Annotated in this window: 15 protein-coding genes and 1 pseudogene; 4 read left to right on the top strand and 12 right to left on the bottom strand. The window is 52.6% G+C overall.

Translation table 11 applies throughout. From position 1 onward, the window contains the following. Positions 1 to 35: 35 nt before the first annotated feature. The 3 genes and pseudogenes from larE to CF651_RS01520 form a co-directional block, all read right to left on the bottom strand. Entirely contained in the window at positions 36 to 878 is an 843-nt protein-coding gene (gene larE / locus CF651_RS01510; protein ID WP_094013068.1) for an ATP-dependent sacrificial sulfur transferase LarE, read from the bottom strand. 173 nt (positions 879 to 1051) lie between these two features. Next, a complete protein-coding gene (locus CF651_RS01515) occupies positions 1052 to 2737 on the bottom strand; it encodes an EAL domain-containing protein (protein WP_094013069.1) in 1686 nt (561 codons plus the stop codon). 283 nt (positions 2738 to 3020) lie between these two features. Next, positions 3021 to 3496: pseudogene (locus tag CF651_RS01520) on the bottom strand (glutathione peroxidase). Positions 3497 to 3683: 187 nt separating this feature from the next. On the opposite strand from CF651_RS01520, the gene CF651_RS01525 reads away from it, so the two are divergent. The 3 genes from CF651_RS01525 (at position 3684) to CF651_RS01535 (ending at position 7813) form a co-directional block, all read left to right on the top strand. Beyond that, positions 3684 to 4985 (top strand): AAA family ATPase, encoded by a 1302-nt coding sequence (locus tag CF651_RS01525; protein ID WP_094013070.1) that lies wholly within the window; start codon positions 3684 to 3686, stop codon positions 4983 to 4985. Between the two features lie 36 nt (positions 4986 to 5021). Then, entirely contained in the window at positions 5022 to 6734 is a 1713-nt protein-coding gene (locus CF651_RS01530; protein WP_094013071.1) for a hypothetical protein, read from the top strand. Between the two features lie 233 nt (positions 6735 to 6967). Beyond that, a complete protein-coding gene (locus CF651_RS01535; RefSeq protein WP_094013072.1) occupies positions 6968 to 7813 on the top strand; it encodes a hypothetical protein in 846 nt (281 codons plus the stop codon). 74 nt (positions 7814 to 7887) lie between these two features. Here CF651_RS01535 and CF651_RS01540 read toward each other — a convergent pair whose 3' ends face one another. Genes CF651_RS01540 through CF651_RS01550 form a run of 3 tightly spaced genes read right to left on the bottom strand, consistent with a single transcriptional unit; the run spans position 7888 to position 9228 of the window. Continuing rightward, positions 7888 to 8337 carry a DUF1569 domain-containing protein gene (locus CF651_RS01540; RefSeq protein WP_094013073.1) on the bottom strand — a complete coding sequence of 150 codons (450 nt, stop codon included), beginning with the start codon at positions 8335 to 8337 and terminating at the stop codon, positions 7888 to 7890. A 41-nt stretch (positions 8338 to 8378) separates the two neighbouring features. Then, positions 8379 to 8744 carry a VOC family protein gene (locus tag CF651_RS01545; RefSeq protein ID WP_094013074.1) on the bottom strand — a complete coding sequence of 122 codons (366 nt, stop codon included), beginning with the start codon at positions 8742 to 8744 and terminating at the stop codon, positions 8379 to 8381. Positions 8745 to 8766: 22 nt separating this feature from the next. Continuing rightward, a complete protein-coding gene (locus tag CF651_RS01550; RefSeq protein WP_094013075.1) occupies positions 8767 to 9228 on the bottom strand; it encodes a MarR family winged helix-turn-helix transcriptional regulator in 462 nt (153 codons plus the stop codon). Positions 9229 to 9796: 568 nt separating this feature from the next. Here CF651_RS01550 and CF651_RS01555 point away from each other — a divergent pair. After that, positions 9797 to 10591: a DJ-1/PfpI family protein gene (locus tag CF651_RS01555; protein WP_094013076.1), complete on the top strand. Its 795-nt coding sequence runs from the start codon at positions 9797 to 9799 to the stop codon at positions 10589 to 10591. A 159-nt stretch (positions 10592 to 10750) separates the two neighbouring features. Here CF651_RS01555 and CF651_RS01560 read toward each other — a convergent pair whose 3' ends face one another. The 6 genes from CF651_RS01560 to CF651_RS01585 form a co-directional block, all read right to left on the bottom strand. Beyond that, on the bottom strand, positions 10751 to 11566 hold the full coding sequence (locus CF651_RS01560; RefSeq protein ID WP_144029000.1) for a 2'-5' RNA ligase family protein: 816 nt from the start codon (positions 11564 to 11566) through the stop codon (positions 10751 to 10753). Next, positions 11550 to 12365: a carbohydrate ABC transporter permease gene (locus tag CF651_RS01565; RefSeq protein WP_094013078.1), complete on the bottom strand. Its 816-nt coding sequence runs from the start codon at positions 12363 to 12365 to the stop codon at positions 11550 to 11552. Before CF651_RS01565 ends, CF651_RS01560 begins: the two co-directional genes overlap by 17 nt. After that, complete coding sequence (locus tag CF651_RS01570; protein WP_245855595.1) at positions 12366 to 13238, bottom strand: carbohydrate ABC transporter permease; 873 nt, start codon at positions 13236 to 13238, stop codon at positions 12366 to 12368. 44 nt (positions 13239 to 13282) lie between these two features. Then, entirely contained in the window at positions 13283 to 14584 is a 1302-nt protein-coding gene (locus CF651_RS01575) for an ABC transporter substrate-binding protein (protein ID WP_094013080.1), read from the bottom strand. Between the two features lie 90 nt (positions 14585 to 14674). Then, positions 14675 to 15673: a LacI family DNA-binding transcriptional regulator gene (locus tag CF651_RS01580; RefSeq protein WP_179232645.1), complete on the bottom strand. Its 999-nt coding sequence runs from the start codon at positions 15671 to 15673 to the stop codon at positions 14675 to 14677. A gap of 89 nt (positions 15674 to 15762) precedes the next feature. Then, entirely contained in the window at positions 15763 to 18078 is a 2316-nt protein-coding gene (locus CF651_RS01585; protein ID WP_094013082.1) for an RICIN domain-containing protein, read from the bottom strand. Positions 18079 to 18179 lie beyond the last annotated feature (101 nt).

Below are 18179 nucleotides of genomic sequence, written 5' to 3' on the forward strand. Positions count from 1 at the left end.
GGCACCTGCCTCTTGTTTATTATCGTCCGATGCTGTTATCGCGCTGTTTCCGCGTGAACAGCCTGCTGTTCGGGACTCAGCACTTCGTTCAGGCTTCCGGAACGGTAGCCTTTCAAGTCCATCGTCACATAAGCGTAGCCGATTTCCTTCAGCTTGGCATGGACCGTTTCTGCAACTGCCAGCACTTGAGCCAGGTCCGATGCCGGTACTTCAATACGCGCCAAATTATCATGCTGACGCACCCGAACCTGTCTGAAGCCAAGCTGGATCAAGAAATCCTCGGCTTGGTCGATCATGGACAGCTTCTGAGCCGTAATCGCCTCCCCGTAAGGGATTCTGGACGATAGACATGCGAAGGAAGGCTTATCCCATGTCCGCAATCCGGCTTGACGGGACATATGGCGAATTTCCGCCTTCGTAATTCCCGCTTCGAGGAGCGGCGCCCGAACTCCCTGCTCATGGGCTGCTTGCAGACCTGGACGATGCTCGCCCAAATCATCGGCAATCGCTCCGAATACGACATGGTTATAGCCGCGTTCCTTGGCAATCGGAATCAGGTGATCGAACAGCGAATTTTTACAAAAGTAGCAGCGGTTCGTCGGATTCTCGGCGTAGCCTGGAATATCCAGCTCACTCGTATGAATCACGACATGCTGTGCGCCTAACTCCTTCGCCAGTGCAATCGCTTCCTCTTTCTCCCGGACCGGGTAGGTTTCAGAGTCCGCGGTAATGGCCAGCACTTGATCCGGGCCCATAAATTCCAATGCCGCTTTTAATAGAAAAGCGCTGTCCACGCCTCCGGAAAACGCCACAACAATTTGTTCCATGGACTTCAGGATCTCTCCGAGCTTCGCATATTTTTGTTCCATCGTTTCCATCTCGATTCCTCCTGAGCTTTATGAAAATAATGACCTCCCGTTCCAAGTGGGAACAAGGGCAATGATGCTTTTTTGCAATCGTGTGCATAAAAATGAAAAAATGAAGTCTGCTCCCTATTATAGACCTTTTTACTCGATAGAAAAAGAGGGGCAGACATGAAGACCGTGCAAAATTACTTATGGCTTGCAAATATCAATTCAAATTCAGCCGCAGAAACGGGTTTGCTGAAATAATAGCCTTGGGCATGGGGGCAGTTTTGCGCATTTAAAAATTGCAGATCGCCTTCGCTCTCTACTCCTTCGGCGACCACATCAAGGTTCAAATGATTCGCCATTGCAATAATTGTAGATACAATAGCAGCGCTATCCGTATCCGTCGTAATGTCGCGGATAAAGGACTGATCGATTTTGAGCTTCTGGATCGGGATTTTTTTGAGCACATGCAATGAGCTGTAGCCGGTGCCGAAATCATCCATCGAAATCCGAATGCCGTAGCCCTTCAACTCATTCAGCTTGCGGATAACCTGCTCTACGTTATGCATTGCCACGCTTTCCGTAATTTCCAGCTCCAGGCAGCTTGGGGCCAATCCGGTGTCCTGCAAAATCCCGACGATATCTCCAATCAAATTGAGCTTCTGAAATTGCTTTAAAGACAGGTTTACCGATACGGTCAAGGCAGGCCACCCCGCCTCCTGCCAAAGCTTGTTTTGACGACAGGCCGTCCGGAGCACCCAGTCTCCGATCGGGATGATGAGTCCCGTTTCCTCTGCGAGGGGAATAAATTGTGCGGGCGAAATCAAGCCGTGCTTCGGGTGACGCCATCGGACGAGCGCTTCCATGCCGATCAACCTCATATCTCGTATATCGTACTGAGGCTGATAATGCAGCTCTAGCTCGCCGCGTTCCAATGCTTTGCGCAGATCATGCTCCCATTCCAGCTGCTGCAGCGAGCTGGCTGAGGTTTCAGCGGAAGCATCCAGCCGAAAAAGCCCTTGCCCTCCCGCTCTCTCAGCCGATTGAGCTTTGACTGCGTGCCGAAGCAGCGTATTCATGTCGATTCCATCATACGGATAAATTGCCAAGCCGATACTGCTGGAAATGACGAGCTCTCGGTCATGTACATAATAAGGCTCCATCAGCTGCAGTTGAAGGTGGCGGGCCAGTTCCACCATATCATTCGTATGGTCGAAGTGACGGACCAGCAAGGCGAATTCATAATTGCCCATCCGGCTGATGCGATGCGTATCCCCCGCCCATTCCCGCAGACGATCGCTGACCTGCATCAGCAGCATATCCCCCCAGCTGTGGCCGAACGAATCGTTAACGAGCTGGAATCGATCGAGTCCGATCATCATTATGGCAAACGGCGCCGTCCGTTCACCGCTGTTGGCGGCAGCGAGCTCCTGCGTCAATTGGATTTGAAACAGCGTCCGGTTCGGAAGACCGGTTAATGTATCGTAATAAGCCATATGCTCAATCATTTGAGCAGCAACCTTTTGTTCCGTCATATCCTTCAGGATCACATACACCATGCGTTCTTCCTGAGTGTTCGCCGGGATCATACGCAGCTCCAGCTGCAGCCGTTGACCATGCCGGCGCTGTATGACCGCTTGAGCCTGATCATTTTCACCAGTGAGCGCATGATGGAAGCTATGTTGGAAGGCTGGCCGGCTTTCCTGTTCCAGCAATTGCTCCAAGGTGCAATGCTTTATGGATTCAAGCTCACTGCCCAGCAGTTTTTGAAAAGCGTTATTCGTATGCACAATGATGCCCTTGCGGTTCAAAAGCAATAGAGCATCCGGGCTCTGTTCAAATAAAGGATGTGAGCTGAGCGTATACATCCCGTCCATGTTGTACATGTTGTGATCTCCCTGTATGTTTCCGGTCTGAATAATCCCATTTTGGTAAAATGACTAAGGCCAGTATAGCATAAAAAGGAAATCATATTGCTGATTTTGCTGAATTTTGTCAAATACACTTGGGCAAGACCCTTCGTCTCTCCCAACAAAAAACATCCCTTCCGACAGAAAGCAGATTTGTCTGTTGGAAAGGGATGTTATGCAGCTTTGCCCTCACGACTGGAGCAATCCTCCGTCCTCGCAGCTGGCTTTTATTCATCACATATATAAGGTTAAGTTCGATTTAAAGCTCCTTCTCGATCGCCTGTATCAACTCACTGTCTTCAGGAGTGACTCGGCTCGTGAACCGTGCCGCAACGTCGCCATCCTTAGTAATCAGAAATTTCTCGAAGTTCCACTTCACGTCCCCTTGGGGCTCCGACTGCTCGGTCAGCCATTGGTACAAGGGATGCTTCTCCTCACCCAAAATGCGCACCTTCCCCAGCAATTCGAAGGTGACTCCGTAATTCAAGCTGCAAAACTGCTGGATTTCCTCGCTCGTCCCTGGCTCCTGCCCCCGAAATCGTTGCAGGGTACGCCCAAAATGACCAGTCCACGATCTTTATACTGCTGATTCAGCTTCTCCAATCCGGCATACTGCGGAGTAAACCCGCATTTGGAAGCTACATTTACAATAAGTACGGCTTTTCCCTTATATTCGTTGAAGCTCTTGGTTCCGCCATCCGGCGTAGGTACGTTAAGCTCATAAATCGTTGACATGGTGAAGCCCTCCTTTATTCATCTCATCTTGTCCATCATATCATGTTGCGGATTGGAATAAAAATCCACCCCGTATTCGTATCGCGGATGTAATTTTGTTACAATAAACCTGCGCATTTTTTTGTTAAGGGATGCCGCCGAATAAGACTACGTCATACGCAATCATGAAGGAGGCCATAGCCAAGCCATGAAAGAAATAGAGACGATTCAATCCAAAATCGAGCAAGCGATCCGTCTGCTGGAAAGCCGGTTTCTGGAGCGTGAAGAGCTGATCCGCCTGCTTCTGCTTGGCCTGATGAGCCAGGAGAACGTTGTGCTGATCGGGCCTCCAGGTACTGCCAAATCCCAATTGGCCCGGGCCATTTCCCAGCTGTTCGGAGGCGGGCGCTGGTTCGACTACTTGCTGACTCGCTTCACGACACCGGATGAAATGTTCGGACCCGTATCACTGCAGATGCTGAAGCAGGATCAATACGTTCGCCAAACCGAGGGGTATCTGCCCTCCTCTCATTTCGCTTTTCTCGATGAAATATTTAAAGCCAACAGCGCCATTCTGAATGCGCTGCTATCGATTTTGAACGAACGCATCTTTTTTAACGGACGGGAAAAGGAAGCTTCGCCCCTCGTCTTCCTGATGGCCGCTTCCAATGAGCTGCCCGAAGAAAACGAACAGTTAACAGCGCTGTACGACCGCTTCCTGATCCGCTATGAGGTGGGCTTCTTGAAGCAAATGTCCAGCTATGAGCAAATGTTCCAGCTGCCATCGGAGCCGCTGCCTACCCTGCTTACGCTGAAGGATGTGGAAACCGTCCGTCAAGCAGCGGAACGGGTGACGATTCCCGAGGCTTTAATCTACATGCTGTACCAGCTGAAAACGAACATGGAGGCAAAAGAATTCACTCTTTCCGACCGCCGTTGGCGTAAAATCGGCCAGGTATGGAAAACCTCCGCCGCTCTCAACGGACGCGATAGCGTGAATGTGTGGGACACTGTATTCACGCCGCATATGCTGTGGGACCTGCCAGAGGATCTCCCGACGCTTAAGGAATTGTTCCAGCAAAGCTTCCAGGAGGCACTGAAGCAGGAATCCGAGCGGGAGCTGCCGCTGCGAGCCTACGACCAGACGACCCGCCAGTGGCTCGATATGGAGGATGAGCTGCACTCCTTTCAGTTCAAGAAGGAAGTCGGTGCCAGGCTCAGCAAGGAAGCCCAGGAAGCGACACGGGAAAAGCTGGATCGCTGCAAGAGCGAGCTTGAGGATACGGCACGCACCCTTCGCGGTAAGCTCGTCCAATGGCAGCAGCGCGAGAAGGACTTACCTGGGTATATCCGCAACCAAAATTTCTTGATCCAGCATACGGATCCGTACGCAGTCAAATACACGCACCTCCGCATTCAGGGAGAACGTATTCTCCAGACGCTTCAAGGGCTGTACCGGACCCTGTTCGACCGGGAAATCCCGGGCATCCATTATGATTACACGTTATAGAACAATTCCATAAGATGAAACCGGCGGTGAACGTACATGATGATTCAATGCGCCCGAATCGATCGATTCGTGTTTGACGGCTACATTCATTCCTCCCGTACGGCGCAGGAATGGGTTCGAGAGGCGCAAGCAACGACAGCTTGGTTCTCCGTGGAGCTGTTTGCCGATTTTTTTATGTGCTTTTACTTAAAGGACCCGCAGACGGACCGGTCGAAGGACGCTTCGCCGTTTCATCGCTGGCTGGTCGGACAGCTGCTTCGGCAATATTTTTACCGTTCTATTCATCCCCGTACGATCGGCGAGGTGAACGCTTCGTTCAAAACGGCGCTTAAAGCCCTCATGTGGCTGACCTCCAGCTACAATGAGGAAGTCAAGCGGCGGAAGCAGGACGAGCAGCTGCTGACGCTGGGTCTGAACGATCAAAAGCAGCAGCAGGGTCAGGAATCCGCACAAATTAACGAGCATTTGTCCGAGAAGCAGATTGCCCAGCTGAAGCTGGTCGGCTATACCTTGCAGCAGGGCAAACGCAATGTCGAGGAACAACAGTCCGCGCTCGACTCCCGGCCGCTCGTGGAAGCGGAAATCGCTCGATTGAAGGAGCGGATCGAAGTACTGCAGGAGGAGATGCGCACGGACTTCGTCCGCCGCGACAAAGCCCGGCAGAGGCTCAAAAAAACCGAGGCCGAGCTGGAGCAGCGGGAGCGGCAGCTTGAACGGTTCACGAAGCGCGATCAAGAGACGTTCCGGCAGCTGGAGGAACAGCTCGGTCAGTGGTTGAACCGCGCTTTGAAGGAAACGCTCGGCGTCGAGGACACTGAAACCTTGAACGCGTATGAGCTGGTTCAAGCAAGCCAACGGATCGCGAACCGGCGGTGGGGCAGCGATCTCGGACGTCTGCATCGTCAGGAGTTCGCCAATTACATGCGCTGGCTCGATAAGCTGAAGCGGCATCCCGATCTTGTTGCATTTTTGCAGGAGGTTGGCCGCAATCTGCAGCATTTGAAGGTGCAGCGCAAACGGATGAAGACGCCGCATATCCCTGAATCGTATGACGATTTGCGCCAATCCGGCGATATCTCCCATATGCTGCCTAGCGAGGCCAGCCTGCTGGCGGACGAGGACTACGAAATGCTGTTCACGGTCAAATGGCTCGACCGAAAGCTGTTGACCTACAACGTGTCCGGACATACCGACGAGCCCCAGAAGGGGCCCGTCCTGTGCATGCTGGACACGTCGCATTCGATGCGCGGCAGCAAGCTGCGGCTCGCGCAAATTTTTGTAGCGACCTTCGCCGCCTTCAGCCTGCTGGAGCGCCGCGACTTCGTGCTGCTGCTGTTCGGCGCGCGGGGCGAGCTGCTGGAGCAGCCGCTCTACTGGCGCAAGCCGGACTGGCCCGCGCTGTACGCGCTCTCGCAGCTCGCCTTCGGCGGCGGCACCCATTTCGATGCGCCGATCAAACGCGGCATCGAGATCGTGGAGGGGCATCCGCGCTTCGAGGATGCCGACTTCGTGATGGTCACCGACGGCATCGGGACCATCAGTGCCTCGGTTCGGCAAAGCCTGGCCGAACTGGGGGCGCGCAAGCAGGTGCGGCTTCACTCGCTGATCATCGGCAATGCGCGCCAGCACCTGGTCAACCGGTATGACATCCTGGGCGTTTCCCACCAGGTTCGCTTTGCTTCAACATGGGAAACGCAGGACCCGGAGAAAAGCGACCTTTTGCTCGATGTGTTCCGCAAGCGCCGCTAGTGAGCTAGTGAAAGTGTCCAGAGAGGATAGAGCTTTAGTTCCTTGCTGCTTCTTTTGCAGGGTTTCGGTAACGGATGATCCCCAGCTCTTTAAAAAACAGCGGCCGGACTAGGATTGAACATACAATCTTAGACGGCCGCTGCTCAATACATAAGGCATGACATCATTTGCCAAACATCGGGGCATCATTTTACATAGATGAAACTTTCTTAACGGTTGGGGGGAAAGCAGCCTTGGTGAATGCAGTTCCGTACGTGACGTTGGCGGGAATCGATATGCTGGTCCTACTTGTTGTCTGGCTGCATACCCGTCAGAAAGCGATCTTTCCACAGCTTCTCATTTTTACAGGCCAAATTTATTTGTTTGAATACATCATCATGGTCATCCTCAAGAGCTACGAATATCGGCCTCACTTTATAAGCGGTCCAGCTTTTCAGGATAATGTGTTGGGGGCAGTTGTTTCGAATATGCTTTCCGTCCCGATCATAGGGGTCATCGCAGCCTTGTACAAGCTTCGGTTTCCTTGGATTGCAGGGCTTGCGCTCGTATTGGCCGCGATTGAACGATTCTTCAGTTATATAGGGGTATTCAAGCATTTCTGGTGGAATGAATTCTTTACGTTCGTCAGCTTGATCATCTTCTTCCTGATTGCAAAACTATGGGTAGTGCAGCTGAAGAAGGGCTTGCGCAGCATTGTCTATTTGTCGCTTCTCATGTTTTCGTTTAGCCTGGCCTCAACCATGATGTTCACGCTTGCCCTTGCAGGGGCACGTTTATTCCATGGCGGCTTTTTCGCCGATCCTTTTCGGGACGACGTGGCGGTCGCAACCGCTGATGCCTTCGTAAAAGCGCTGCTCATAACCATCATAATCATTGTGACAGAGAAACATTTATTCCGGTTTGGATCGATTATTGTGTTTGCAGGCTTACAGGCACTGTTGGTCCATAAGGGGGTGCTTCACATCTTTATTTCGCTTCCTCTTTACTACACGATCTATACGAGCTGCTGCGCAATTGTCATCGCCATTGCATCCCACTTCTACCGGCGCTTAAAGCTCGATGCCCTAGGCTGGAACTAGCTGCATGCAGTGCTGTAAAAGTCTGTCTCCCCGGTACCTCCAGGAGGCAGCCGGGGAGAAGCTTTCTCAAAATACTAGACACTGAACTGTTTCAAATGATGGTCAAGATGTTTATAAATTCCTTTCCCCCATTGTTCAGGGGTGAATTTGCCAAAAAAAGGGTGCGGGTAGGATGAACATTTCTCGGGACCGTTACTTTGGAAAGTTAAAATCTTTTGTTTCAGTATTTCTTTTTCGGTCTCAAAATCTCTATCATCTAAAATACGTATGGTTGAAATTGTTGGCACACCGGTTGGTAACGGCTTGTCATTAAATAAAATCGATCTCACAAATCTTCCTATGAACCTTCCTAACCAATCTCTAGGGGGAAAAGCATTTCCCATTGGAATATCTTGAAACGCTGAGCAGTGAGCCAACATTTGTGCAGCATTCATGGTTCCCCACTGCGGCTTTGAATTTGGATTTAAATGCTCCATACGGTTCAGTATTTCCGCTGTATGCAGTGGGTTGTATATATTTTTCATAAGTACACTCCATTTTAAAAAATATCTTGCTTTGCGGAAGCTCACATATGCTGTAGCCCGATGCGATTTCCTTCCGAATCAAGAAACATCCCCAAATAGCCGGCATTCTCGCCCGTATATGTCTTCTCCATGATCACCTTTCCGCCTGCCTCGTTAACCCGTGACAGAATTGTCGCTAGATCGGGGCTTCCGTCCAAATATACAGTGACGCCGACTGCTGCCGGCTTGTGATTCGGGCCCTCAACCAGAGCCCCCCCATTAAACACCTCCTGTACAGGGAAAAACGCATAATTCGAATCCCCCATCGCCATTATTGGCATTTCAATCTTAAAAATCCGCTCATAAAACGTTTTGGCCCGTTCCATGTTACTTACAGGAATTTCGACCCAAATAAATAAACGCTGCATGATGCCACACCTCCTAATTGATTTATATTTTAAAGAAGTCTACCTCCTTCTTCAGAATTTGCCCGACGTGCTCAAGAGCATCTGCTATCTTATCCAATTGCTCCGGGTCGAGTTTGGCCATGAGATGGCGATTCCATTCAGCATATTGTTCGTAGATAGCACCCAGTACTTCTGCCCCTTTCGGAGTAAGCTCAACCAGCTTTGTGCGTCGATCGGTCTGGTGCTCCTTATAGCTAGCCAGGCCTTCATTTACTAATACGTCTGCGACACGCTGCACGCTCTGACGCGCATGTCCCATATCACGAGCGATCTTTGCCACCGTCTGGGGTTTATATCCAATGCGGCCAAGAACCTGCCACCTGGCACTGCTTTGATCGATTGAACGCGTGATAATGTCCCCGGAACGCATGAGCAGCCCATTAATGTGGAATATACTTAGTGAAAATCTGCTTAGTGGATCTTCTGGTTTGTTTGTCATGTTCATGATTGCATCATACCAATTCGACAGTATGCTGTCAATTAGTTAGATGTCAGGGACTTTACTTCCTTTGCCAGTGCAAAAAAGCAGCTCATCTCCGCCAGAGACGAACTGCTTTTTTCTTTGATTTGCTTCGATTTTGATGCCAAACGATTTCACTTTCAGCGTCCGGCTGGGCCATTTTTATCCACCTCAATTTATTAATCGTTATGGGCCAAGGTGAATCGTGACTAATTTGTGATGTATTGCTTATTATTTTGAGATCTTTTAATAACTCTTTTGAGATCATCGTTTATTATTATTTTTCTTGCGAACACGGATGGCAAAAACATCGGTAATGATTCGTCCTACGCAGAAACGGATAAAGGAGGTATGAAAAACCGGATGACTACAGGAGAACTTGAGAAAAGGAATACCGCAGGCTAACCAGGCCGATCCGCAGATTCAAGGATTCGTTGTTGTTCACAATGTTACGGCTCTCCCACTTGTTTAGTAAGAATACAAAAATAGCTTAAGGCTATCGGGTTTCATTCCGTTGTATGCCTAAAGCTAATCGAAAGGACTAGGTATATAGATGAAAAAATGTTGGGTATTACTCATGTCGCTGGCACTTGTTCTAAGTCTATTAGCCCCTGTGGCAAATGCACAGCCATCAGAGAATAATGATGTTTTAACCAAGGCTAAAAGTACACATGTTCAAATTGTATTATTCGATGGTTTCGATCTGCTGGACGCATTAGCACCATATGAAGTATTCGCTGCTGCGGGGATGTACTCCGGCGGGGCCGTTACTGTGGAGCTGGTATCTGCAGAAGGCAAGCGTTCTGTTCCAAGCGGTATGAACGGCCCCGCTCTCGAAGCGCAAGCCGCCTTAGACCCCAATCGTTCGGGAATTATTTTGATTCCTGGCGCTTCGGGCAAGCCGGCGGGAGATACGGAAGATGCCATTCCGAATCTATTAAAGCAGACCATGAAGACTGGCTTACCGGATATGATGAAGCAAGCTTTTAACAATAAGGAAGTTACGGTGGCTACAGTATGTGGAGGTACATTACTGCCTGCAATGGCAGGTTTGTTGAAAGATCGATATGCGGTTACCAATCATATAGGGATGGCTGCGTTAGGAGCTCTCGGTGCAATTCCAATTGAAGCCAGAGTCGTTGAAGATGGTCCTCGCTTGGTGAGCGGAGGAGGCGTAACTTCGGGACTTGACGTGGCCTTGTATTTGGTCGACCGCGAGGCAGGGCCCCAAATCGCAAATGCCGTAGAGAAGTTATTCGAGTACGAGAAAAGAGGCACGGTGTGGCGGGCGGAAGGCATTGCGCCGATCGACTTTAATACGAGTTCAAAAGCAACTGAAGAAAAATAATCAGCTGCTAATTCAGCGAGTCTAACTCAATTCTCCAACACAATTGATCTTCTTCTGGGGCTTTAACTTCCCTGACAGATTAAATGTGATGCAAACGCAACGAAAAGCCGTTCCCTCGCGGGACGGCTTCATCTTCAATGGCAGGCAAAAAGCCCGGCGCTAAGGGTGCAAGCCAACGCTTCCGACCGTAAAGATATCGCGGAAATCATTCATATGGGAATGCAGCTGGTAGGCCATCTCCATCACATCCAGCGTCAGCTCAAAACGGAACGCGTCCGAATCCAGCTCCCTCAGCCGGTTATAGAGGGCTGCGATCTGCCCAGCGTTATAAGGGCGCGGCAAAAAGTAGGCAAGCGAGACATGCGGCACATAAGGCTTTTGGAGCGGAAGCAGCGACTCCAGCCTCTGGAACAGGTCACACAGAAGCTTGGCATCCCTATCTTGGGACGGAACGAACTTCAGGCTGACCACATCCTTGCCGTTGGTGCTCGGACCCAGGGCCCGCATTCGGATTTTCTCCCCGCCATACATCTCCCGCACGTTGCGGAATAAAACCGCTACCGTCTCTTCCCGACGGGCTATATCGGCCAATACCAGCTCCGTTGTTCCACCGGGTACATTATATGGATTGCTGAGCGCATGGACGGTCAGGTGGTATGTTTCCGGCAGGATGGTGACCAATGGCAGGCTCAGTCCTTCGAACAGCCGCTCCCCCACGGCCCGGCATTTGAGCTTGTCCTCTTCGTTCAGCTTCAGTACGGTTGTGGCGCCGTAGAAGGCCTGCATCCGTCCGTCCTCGGTTATTTTGTGGTGCAGCGCCGGAGAAACGGTCCATTCCAAAGGCTGCTCCGACAGGTCTCTCCGGTAATGATTTTCCAGGCTTTGCACAAAGGCTCCGTTGAGCATGAGGTCAGATTCCTTTCTTTTGTTTAAATGGGTGTCGAGTCGTTTGCCGCCGTCACTTGACGGCGCCATCTGTTAACCCTGCGACGAACTGCTTTTGCAGCAGCAGGAAGACCGCGAGCACCGGCAGCACCACCAGAAGCGCGGCAGCGGAAGCCGCGTTCAGATCAGATGAATATTCGCTGAAGAAGCCCGCGATCGATAGGGTTACCGTGCGCAGCTCCGGCTTTTGCAGAAAATAGAGCGCGAAATGGTAATTGTTCCACGCTCCCAACCCCTTCAGAATGAGCACGGTAGCCGTAACAGGCCGCAGTTGAGGCAGCACGACCCGGAGGAAGGCGCCCAACGCGCTGCAGCCGTCTACGATGGCAGCCTCGTCCAGCTCCTTCGGCACAGCCTTGATAAAGTTCACATACAAAAAGATGGCCAGCGGCAGGCTGTTTGTGGTCAGTACCAAAATAATACCCCAATAGGTATTGATCCCCCCCAGCTGATTCATCACCGCGTACAGCGGCACGATGACGCTGAGTGATGGAATCATCATCACCGCCAGAATCGCATTCATTGCCATGGTGCTCATACGGGATCGGATACGCGCGATCGGGTAAGCGGCAATGGCGCTGACGGCCACCACCAGCAGCGCGGTAACCGCCGTGATGAGCAATGTATTGGCAAACGCCCGGGGCAGCCCACCCGCATCCCAGGCGAACCGGAAATGCTCCAGGGTTGGCGCCTTCGGCAGCAGCCACCGGGACGACAGATCGTGGGCTGGCTTCAGCGCCACAGTCAGAGCAATATACAGCGGCACGGCGTGGAGGGCCCCAATGGCGATCCCAAGGAGCGTGAGCAGAAATTTGCGAGCGGACAGCATCTACGTCTCTTCCCCCTTTCGCCATGCCATCCGGTTGGTGAACAAGGTAATGGACAGAATCAGCACAAATAATGCGATGCCGAGCGACGCCGAATAGCCGGCATTCTGATTGCCGAAATACAGGTAGTTAATCAGTGTCGGAATGGAGTGGCTGCTGAAGCCGGGCCCACCGTTGGTCAGCGCCATGATGACATCGAACAGCTGCAGCCCCCCTATCAGTTTCAGAATCACCGTAGAAAGAATGGCCGGGGCCAACAGCGGAAGCGTGATGTGGACGAACCTCCTCCACAGGGTCGCGCCGTCGATAGCGGCCGCCTCGTAATAGGCGGTGGGGATGGATTGCAAGCCGGCTAAATAGATGACCATCGCCTGACCCACGTATTGCATGGACGAGATGAACAGGATAAGACCCACCGCCCGTGGCCCTTCCGCCAGCCAGTCCACAGGCGTTCCGCCGAACAGCTCCAGCGCATCGTTCAAGGCTCCCCCATCGTATTGCATCAGAAAATACCAGATGTAGCCAAGGATCAGACCCGAGACCAGGACGGGCAAATAGATCACGGCGCGGACCCACCCGCGCCCCGGGAATTTCTGATTCAGGAGCAGCGCATAGAGCAGCCCCCATACATTCTGCACGGCGGCTCCCGCCAAGCCGTATATCAGGGTGTTGCGCAGCGCCGTTGCAACCCGGGTGTCCTGGAACAGCCGGACATAATTGTCCAAGCCGACATAACGGTACGTCTGGGAGAAGCCGTTCCAATCGGTGAAAGAAAGCCGGACGCCCTGGAGCAGCGGGTAAAACTCAAACACGGCAAAGAGGACAAATGCCGGCAAGCAAAGGAGATACAGACGATGGCGGTGCAGCTCCAGCACCACCCGTCCCCTGCCCCTGGACGCACCAACCGACTCCGGGCGGATCATCGGGCCGCAGCGGAGCGCAGGCGGTCGTAGTCCTGCTTCATGGTTTTCGATACGTCCTTGGCGCTCATACCGGACAGCATGCTTGTCCCGACGCTTTTCATCGTGTTCCACATGCCGTTAGGCAAATATTGCCTGTCAAAATGGTTCGTTACGGATAGTTTTGAAAATTGTCCGTACACGTCTCCTTGAGACCCCAGATCTACCTTGACTCCCTTGAGCGCCGCGGGAATCCCGTAGCTGGCAGCCACGGCCGATACATGTTCCGGCTGGGCCAGGAAGCTAAGAAATTGGAGCGCCTCCTTCTCATGCTTTGTGCTCTTCCATACACCGACAGCATCCCGCTCGCCGCTGATCAGGAACGGCTCATCCGTCTTGAGCAGCGTCGGAATGCGCATCAAGTTTACCTTGGAATCGGGATTCAGCTTCTTGATTTCGGTGATGGACTGATTGGACTGGAACGTGAACAGCGCCTTATTTTTCGCCATTGCCGTATGAGTTGCGTTTTTGTCAGCAGTCACATTGTCCACGTTGAAATAGCCCTTTTCCTTCCAGCTCAGGATGAGCGCCGTTACCCGGTCGAATTGGTTCCAATCGAAGGAGCCTTCGGCCAGCTCTTTTTTGTAATTTTTTCCTGAATCCATGATGAGCAGGGACAGGGCAATCCGGTTGATCATACCCGCCAGGCCGCTGTCATCCTTGCCGCCTACATGGATCGGCGTGTAGCCGGCTTGTTTGGCAGCTTCGCAGACGGCGGCGAACTCCTCCCATGTCGCGGGTACGGATCGGCCCAGCTCCTTCAGGATGGTTGGATTATACAGAAGGCCGGTCATATCCACATCGAAGGGCAGGACAAACATCTGGCCTTTGTCATTGGTTACGATGGGCTTGATCTCGTCCACCAGGCTGGATGCCCAGGGCTGATCGTTCAACGGCCGCAAATATTCGCTGTATTTCATCACAGACCACCCGTGAGTGTTGAATACGTCCGGCAGATCGCCCGAGGCCATCCGGGCGTTCATCAGCGTTTCATAATCCTTGGCGATCGGATTGAGCTCGACTTGGATGGACGGGTTCGCGGCATTGAACTGGTAAACCAGCGTTTTGTAGGCTTCAAGGGTAGAGCCGGAGGCGTTGGAGGCAACCTCCAGCTTCACCGGCTCCTTCGAGGCTTGTGAAGCTTTCTCGTCCGGTTTCTGGACCGTGTTGTTCACGGTCGGCTTGACCTCTCCTCCGGGGGAGCAAGCGGCCAGCATAACGGTAAGCGATACTAGAGGCAGCGCATTGCGCAGCATATTCATGTTCGACACCCATCCTATTCTCTTATGCGATTTGTTCGGTTCGTCACCGGAATGGGAGCTTGGATCGATCGGCCGGGCAGAGTAACGCGGCTACCGGACGCTTTTACGGACGATGAGCCGGGGATTCACCTCCACTGGGATAACCCCTTCTTCCCGGTCCATCATTTTATCCACGGTTGCAAACAGCTCCAGCGCGAGCCGCTCAAAATCCTGCCCCATTGTCGTCAGTGGAGGCGAATAATAACTCGAGATGGGGATGTTATCAAAGCCGATGACCGACACATCCTCCGGAATGCGCAGTCCTTGCTCCTGTAAGGCACTGTACACGGCGATCGCCTTTTCGTCGCCCGAGACGAAAAAAACCTCCGGCAGCTCCTTGCTCCCGATTTTGCCGGTGACGAACCGGTGAATGCTTTCCAGATTATTCATGTAAAAGACGATTTCAAGCCGTTCCGGTGGAATGCCGTGCCATTTGTACGTCTGCAGCATGGCCTCCGCTCGTTCCCGATTCACCTCGATCTCCGCGCCGAGCATGAAGCAGATGCGGGTCAGTCCACGTTCGAAGAGAAACCGGGCTACCTCCTCCACCCCTTTGCGGTTGTTGTTGGAGACGGAAACGGGGACGCTGCGGTTCTTCTCAAAGCTGAGATACGGGATTCCGCTGCGCCGGGCCAGCTCGATGCGCTTGTCATTGTCCTCCAGATAGAACAGGATGACTACACCGATGAAGCCGCTGAGCCGCTCCAGCATGGAATGCTCCAGCTCGCTGTCGTCGTAAACCACCTCATAGATCAGGTTGTAGCTGCGGCTTCCTGCCAGCCTCATCAGGTGGGACATGAGCACGTCGAACCACTGGGTCGTATTTTGGCCGTGGGCTTTACGGATGGAGATCAGAATGTTTTTGACGGACTTGCTCTGCAGATTCTTGGCGAACAAATTGGGCTTGAAATGGGTCTGTTCGATGACCTCCAGCACTTTACGGCGCGTCTCGGGCCGCACGTTCGGCTCGTGGTTGATAACCCGCGAAACGGTCTTGAAGGACACGCCAGCCATTTGCGCGATATCTTTGATTGTATATTTTTTTTCCAAACCAGGTACCCGCCTTTCAAGTATGACAACATTGTCATAGGCGATGATACCACAGGAAGGACAGGCCCGCATATGAAGAGTTTGTAAAGCTACTCTGACTGAACCTTCCACCGTTGGTTGGCGTTCCCGTTGGATTGGTACAGGATCAGATCGGCTTCCGGCACGATGACACCGCCCGACACATCCGCGACCCACGTGCTGTACGGATGCCGTAGCGTGTAGGAGGCGTCGGCTTTGTTATACAGGAGCGACCAGTTCTGGGTTGCGGTCCCGTCGACAGGCAGGGTTTGCAGCCTGGTGCCCTGAAGGGTGAACTTGCTTTGCGGCTCCAGCACCATGGCTCCTGCATGGATGTAGCTTTGTCCGGGACGGATATTCACAAGCGAGAAGGTTCCGTCAGCATGATTTAACGCTCTCCAGCGGACGCTGCTTAATATCGGCTCCCCCATTTCCACCTGGGCGCCTGAATAGTTCGATGCATTGAAAACTCCCATCATCAACGCGGGATTCCCTACGGATGGCAGCCGATAGGTCTTCACCGGAATCAGCCGCCATTTCTGGTTGATGCCGCCGTGAGGATCCCAAATCTGAACCTTCGTGCCGTTGGCCGAGCCGTTGTTGTCCACATCCAGCACTTTACCGCTGTCCGCATGGATGATCGCGTAGGTGCCATCCCCATTGTCAGACAACAACCATTTCTGCGCTTCAGTGTTATTGCTGGTCCAAACCTGCACGGCCGTTCCATTGACGCTATTGCTGTTGGGGAGATCCAGCGACTTGTTCGTAAACGGACTCAGCAGCCTCACCGTTCCGTCGCTGTTCTGTCTTACGGACCAGAGCTGATTGTCCAGCTTATGGAGCGACCATAGGGCTACTTGCGTGCCGTCAGCCGACTTGCCATCTGCAATGTCCATCGCTTTGCCGCTTCCGGCCGCCACCAAAGCGTACTCGTTAAAGGTGTTGAAATCCGAAACATCGGATATGGCGAGCTGGGTCGCCGCACGGGTAAAGGTCTCCGCATTCAGCACATACAGCGGATCCTCAATCGTCAGGGCGCCTGCCCATTTTTTCGTATCCTCATAGCTGCGCGAGGTTTCCTTATAAACTGGATATGCACCCGTACCGTCGTCCTTCCAATTGAAGCCGATGATCGTCTTGTTGCCGTTGTTCGGATCAAGCACGGGAGCGGCCACGTTAATGTCGGGCGGACGCCACGATTCCATGTTTGTCACCTTGCCTTTGAAAGCATTGTAAGCATCTTTGATGGCTTGATTGCTGAAATCCCCTACCCCGTTTTCGAAGGTGACCACCGGACCGCCGAGAAACCGGGCCCAATCATTCAAATACTGGGTAACATTCTCCATAATTTGGGTAACATCCGGCCCCGGCGATCCAGGGATCACTGAAGGCTCTCCCTGCGGATTGGGATAGACCAGCCGATTAGACACAACCGGAATCCATTTGTATTTAGTATAATTAGGAATTTGTGCTGCTACCGACTCCGGATCCGGCGTAGTGGAGCCGGGCACCTTGGCGTTGAAAAAGCCCCCTTTGAACACATTCGCGAAAGGCTTCAGGATGACCCATTCGTTCGCCGGTCGTCCGCTGCAATCGGTAATTTGGTCGATCGCCTTGGTGGCGGCCTTTACCTCCTTCAGATGGCGAAGATCCACGACCACTGTCATGCCGGGATACCTTTTACCGATATAATCCAACGCTTGGTCCAGTGACGGAACTGTGCCGTAATCGCCGACAGACCACCGGCCAATTGCATTCGCCCCCTTCAAGCTGCCCAAATTGCCCTGACTTTTGTCAAAAAGGATCAGCTTCGATTGGCCTGCTTCATTGCTGGACAGCTTATTGACGAGCGGATTGTAATTGGCAAGCGTGTTCCAATCCCCGTGCTCCTGAGGCCGGTATCCATTCTCGGTCTGGCCGAGAAACGGGTTCCAGTAACCGCCGTTGGTATGCGTCTCGGCATAATCGGTTGTCCGACCCAGGGTATAGTCATGCATTAGCATCAGCTTGGGCGATACCGACGAATTCTGGTCACTCGAAAGCTTGACATCCAGCTCCACCATCTCAAATTTCAAATCAGCCGCATTATCAATGGCGATGAGAGAATTTTCGGGTGCCGGCCTGGAAAGCCCCGCATCCGTTCCCCATGCCCCCCGATGTGCGGACAGGAACGGCCCCACCTCGTCGGCGCGAGGCTGACCAAGCTGCTTCATCAGCTTGCTAGGGTTATACTTCGCCCCCTGCCACGGTCCATAAGGCTTGCAGGCGTTGATCGTATCCGCCGCATGTGCCTCATTCATGTGCGGCACCGGGCTCAGGGTGATGCCACCCAGCAGAAGCACTGCCGCAATGCCCGTTAGAAATGTCTTTCTAACTACCTTGTTCACAAGATCCCTCCTTGGGTTAAGTTGCCGGAGGAAGCGGACGATGGCCCGATGTGCCGGTCACCACCGCCTGCCTTGTCGGCCTTTTGACTTGGACGGCTTAG

It is taken from the genome of Paenibacillus rigui (assembly GCF_002234615.1).
Lineage (GTDB): Bacteria > Bacillota > Bacilli > Paenibacillales > NBRC-103111 > Paenibacillus_S > Paenibacillus_S rigui.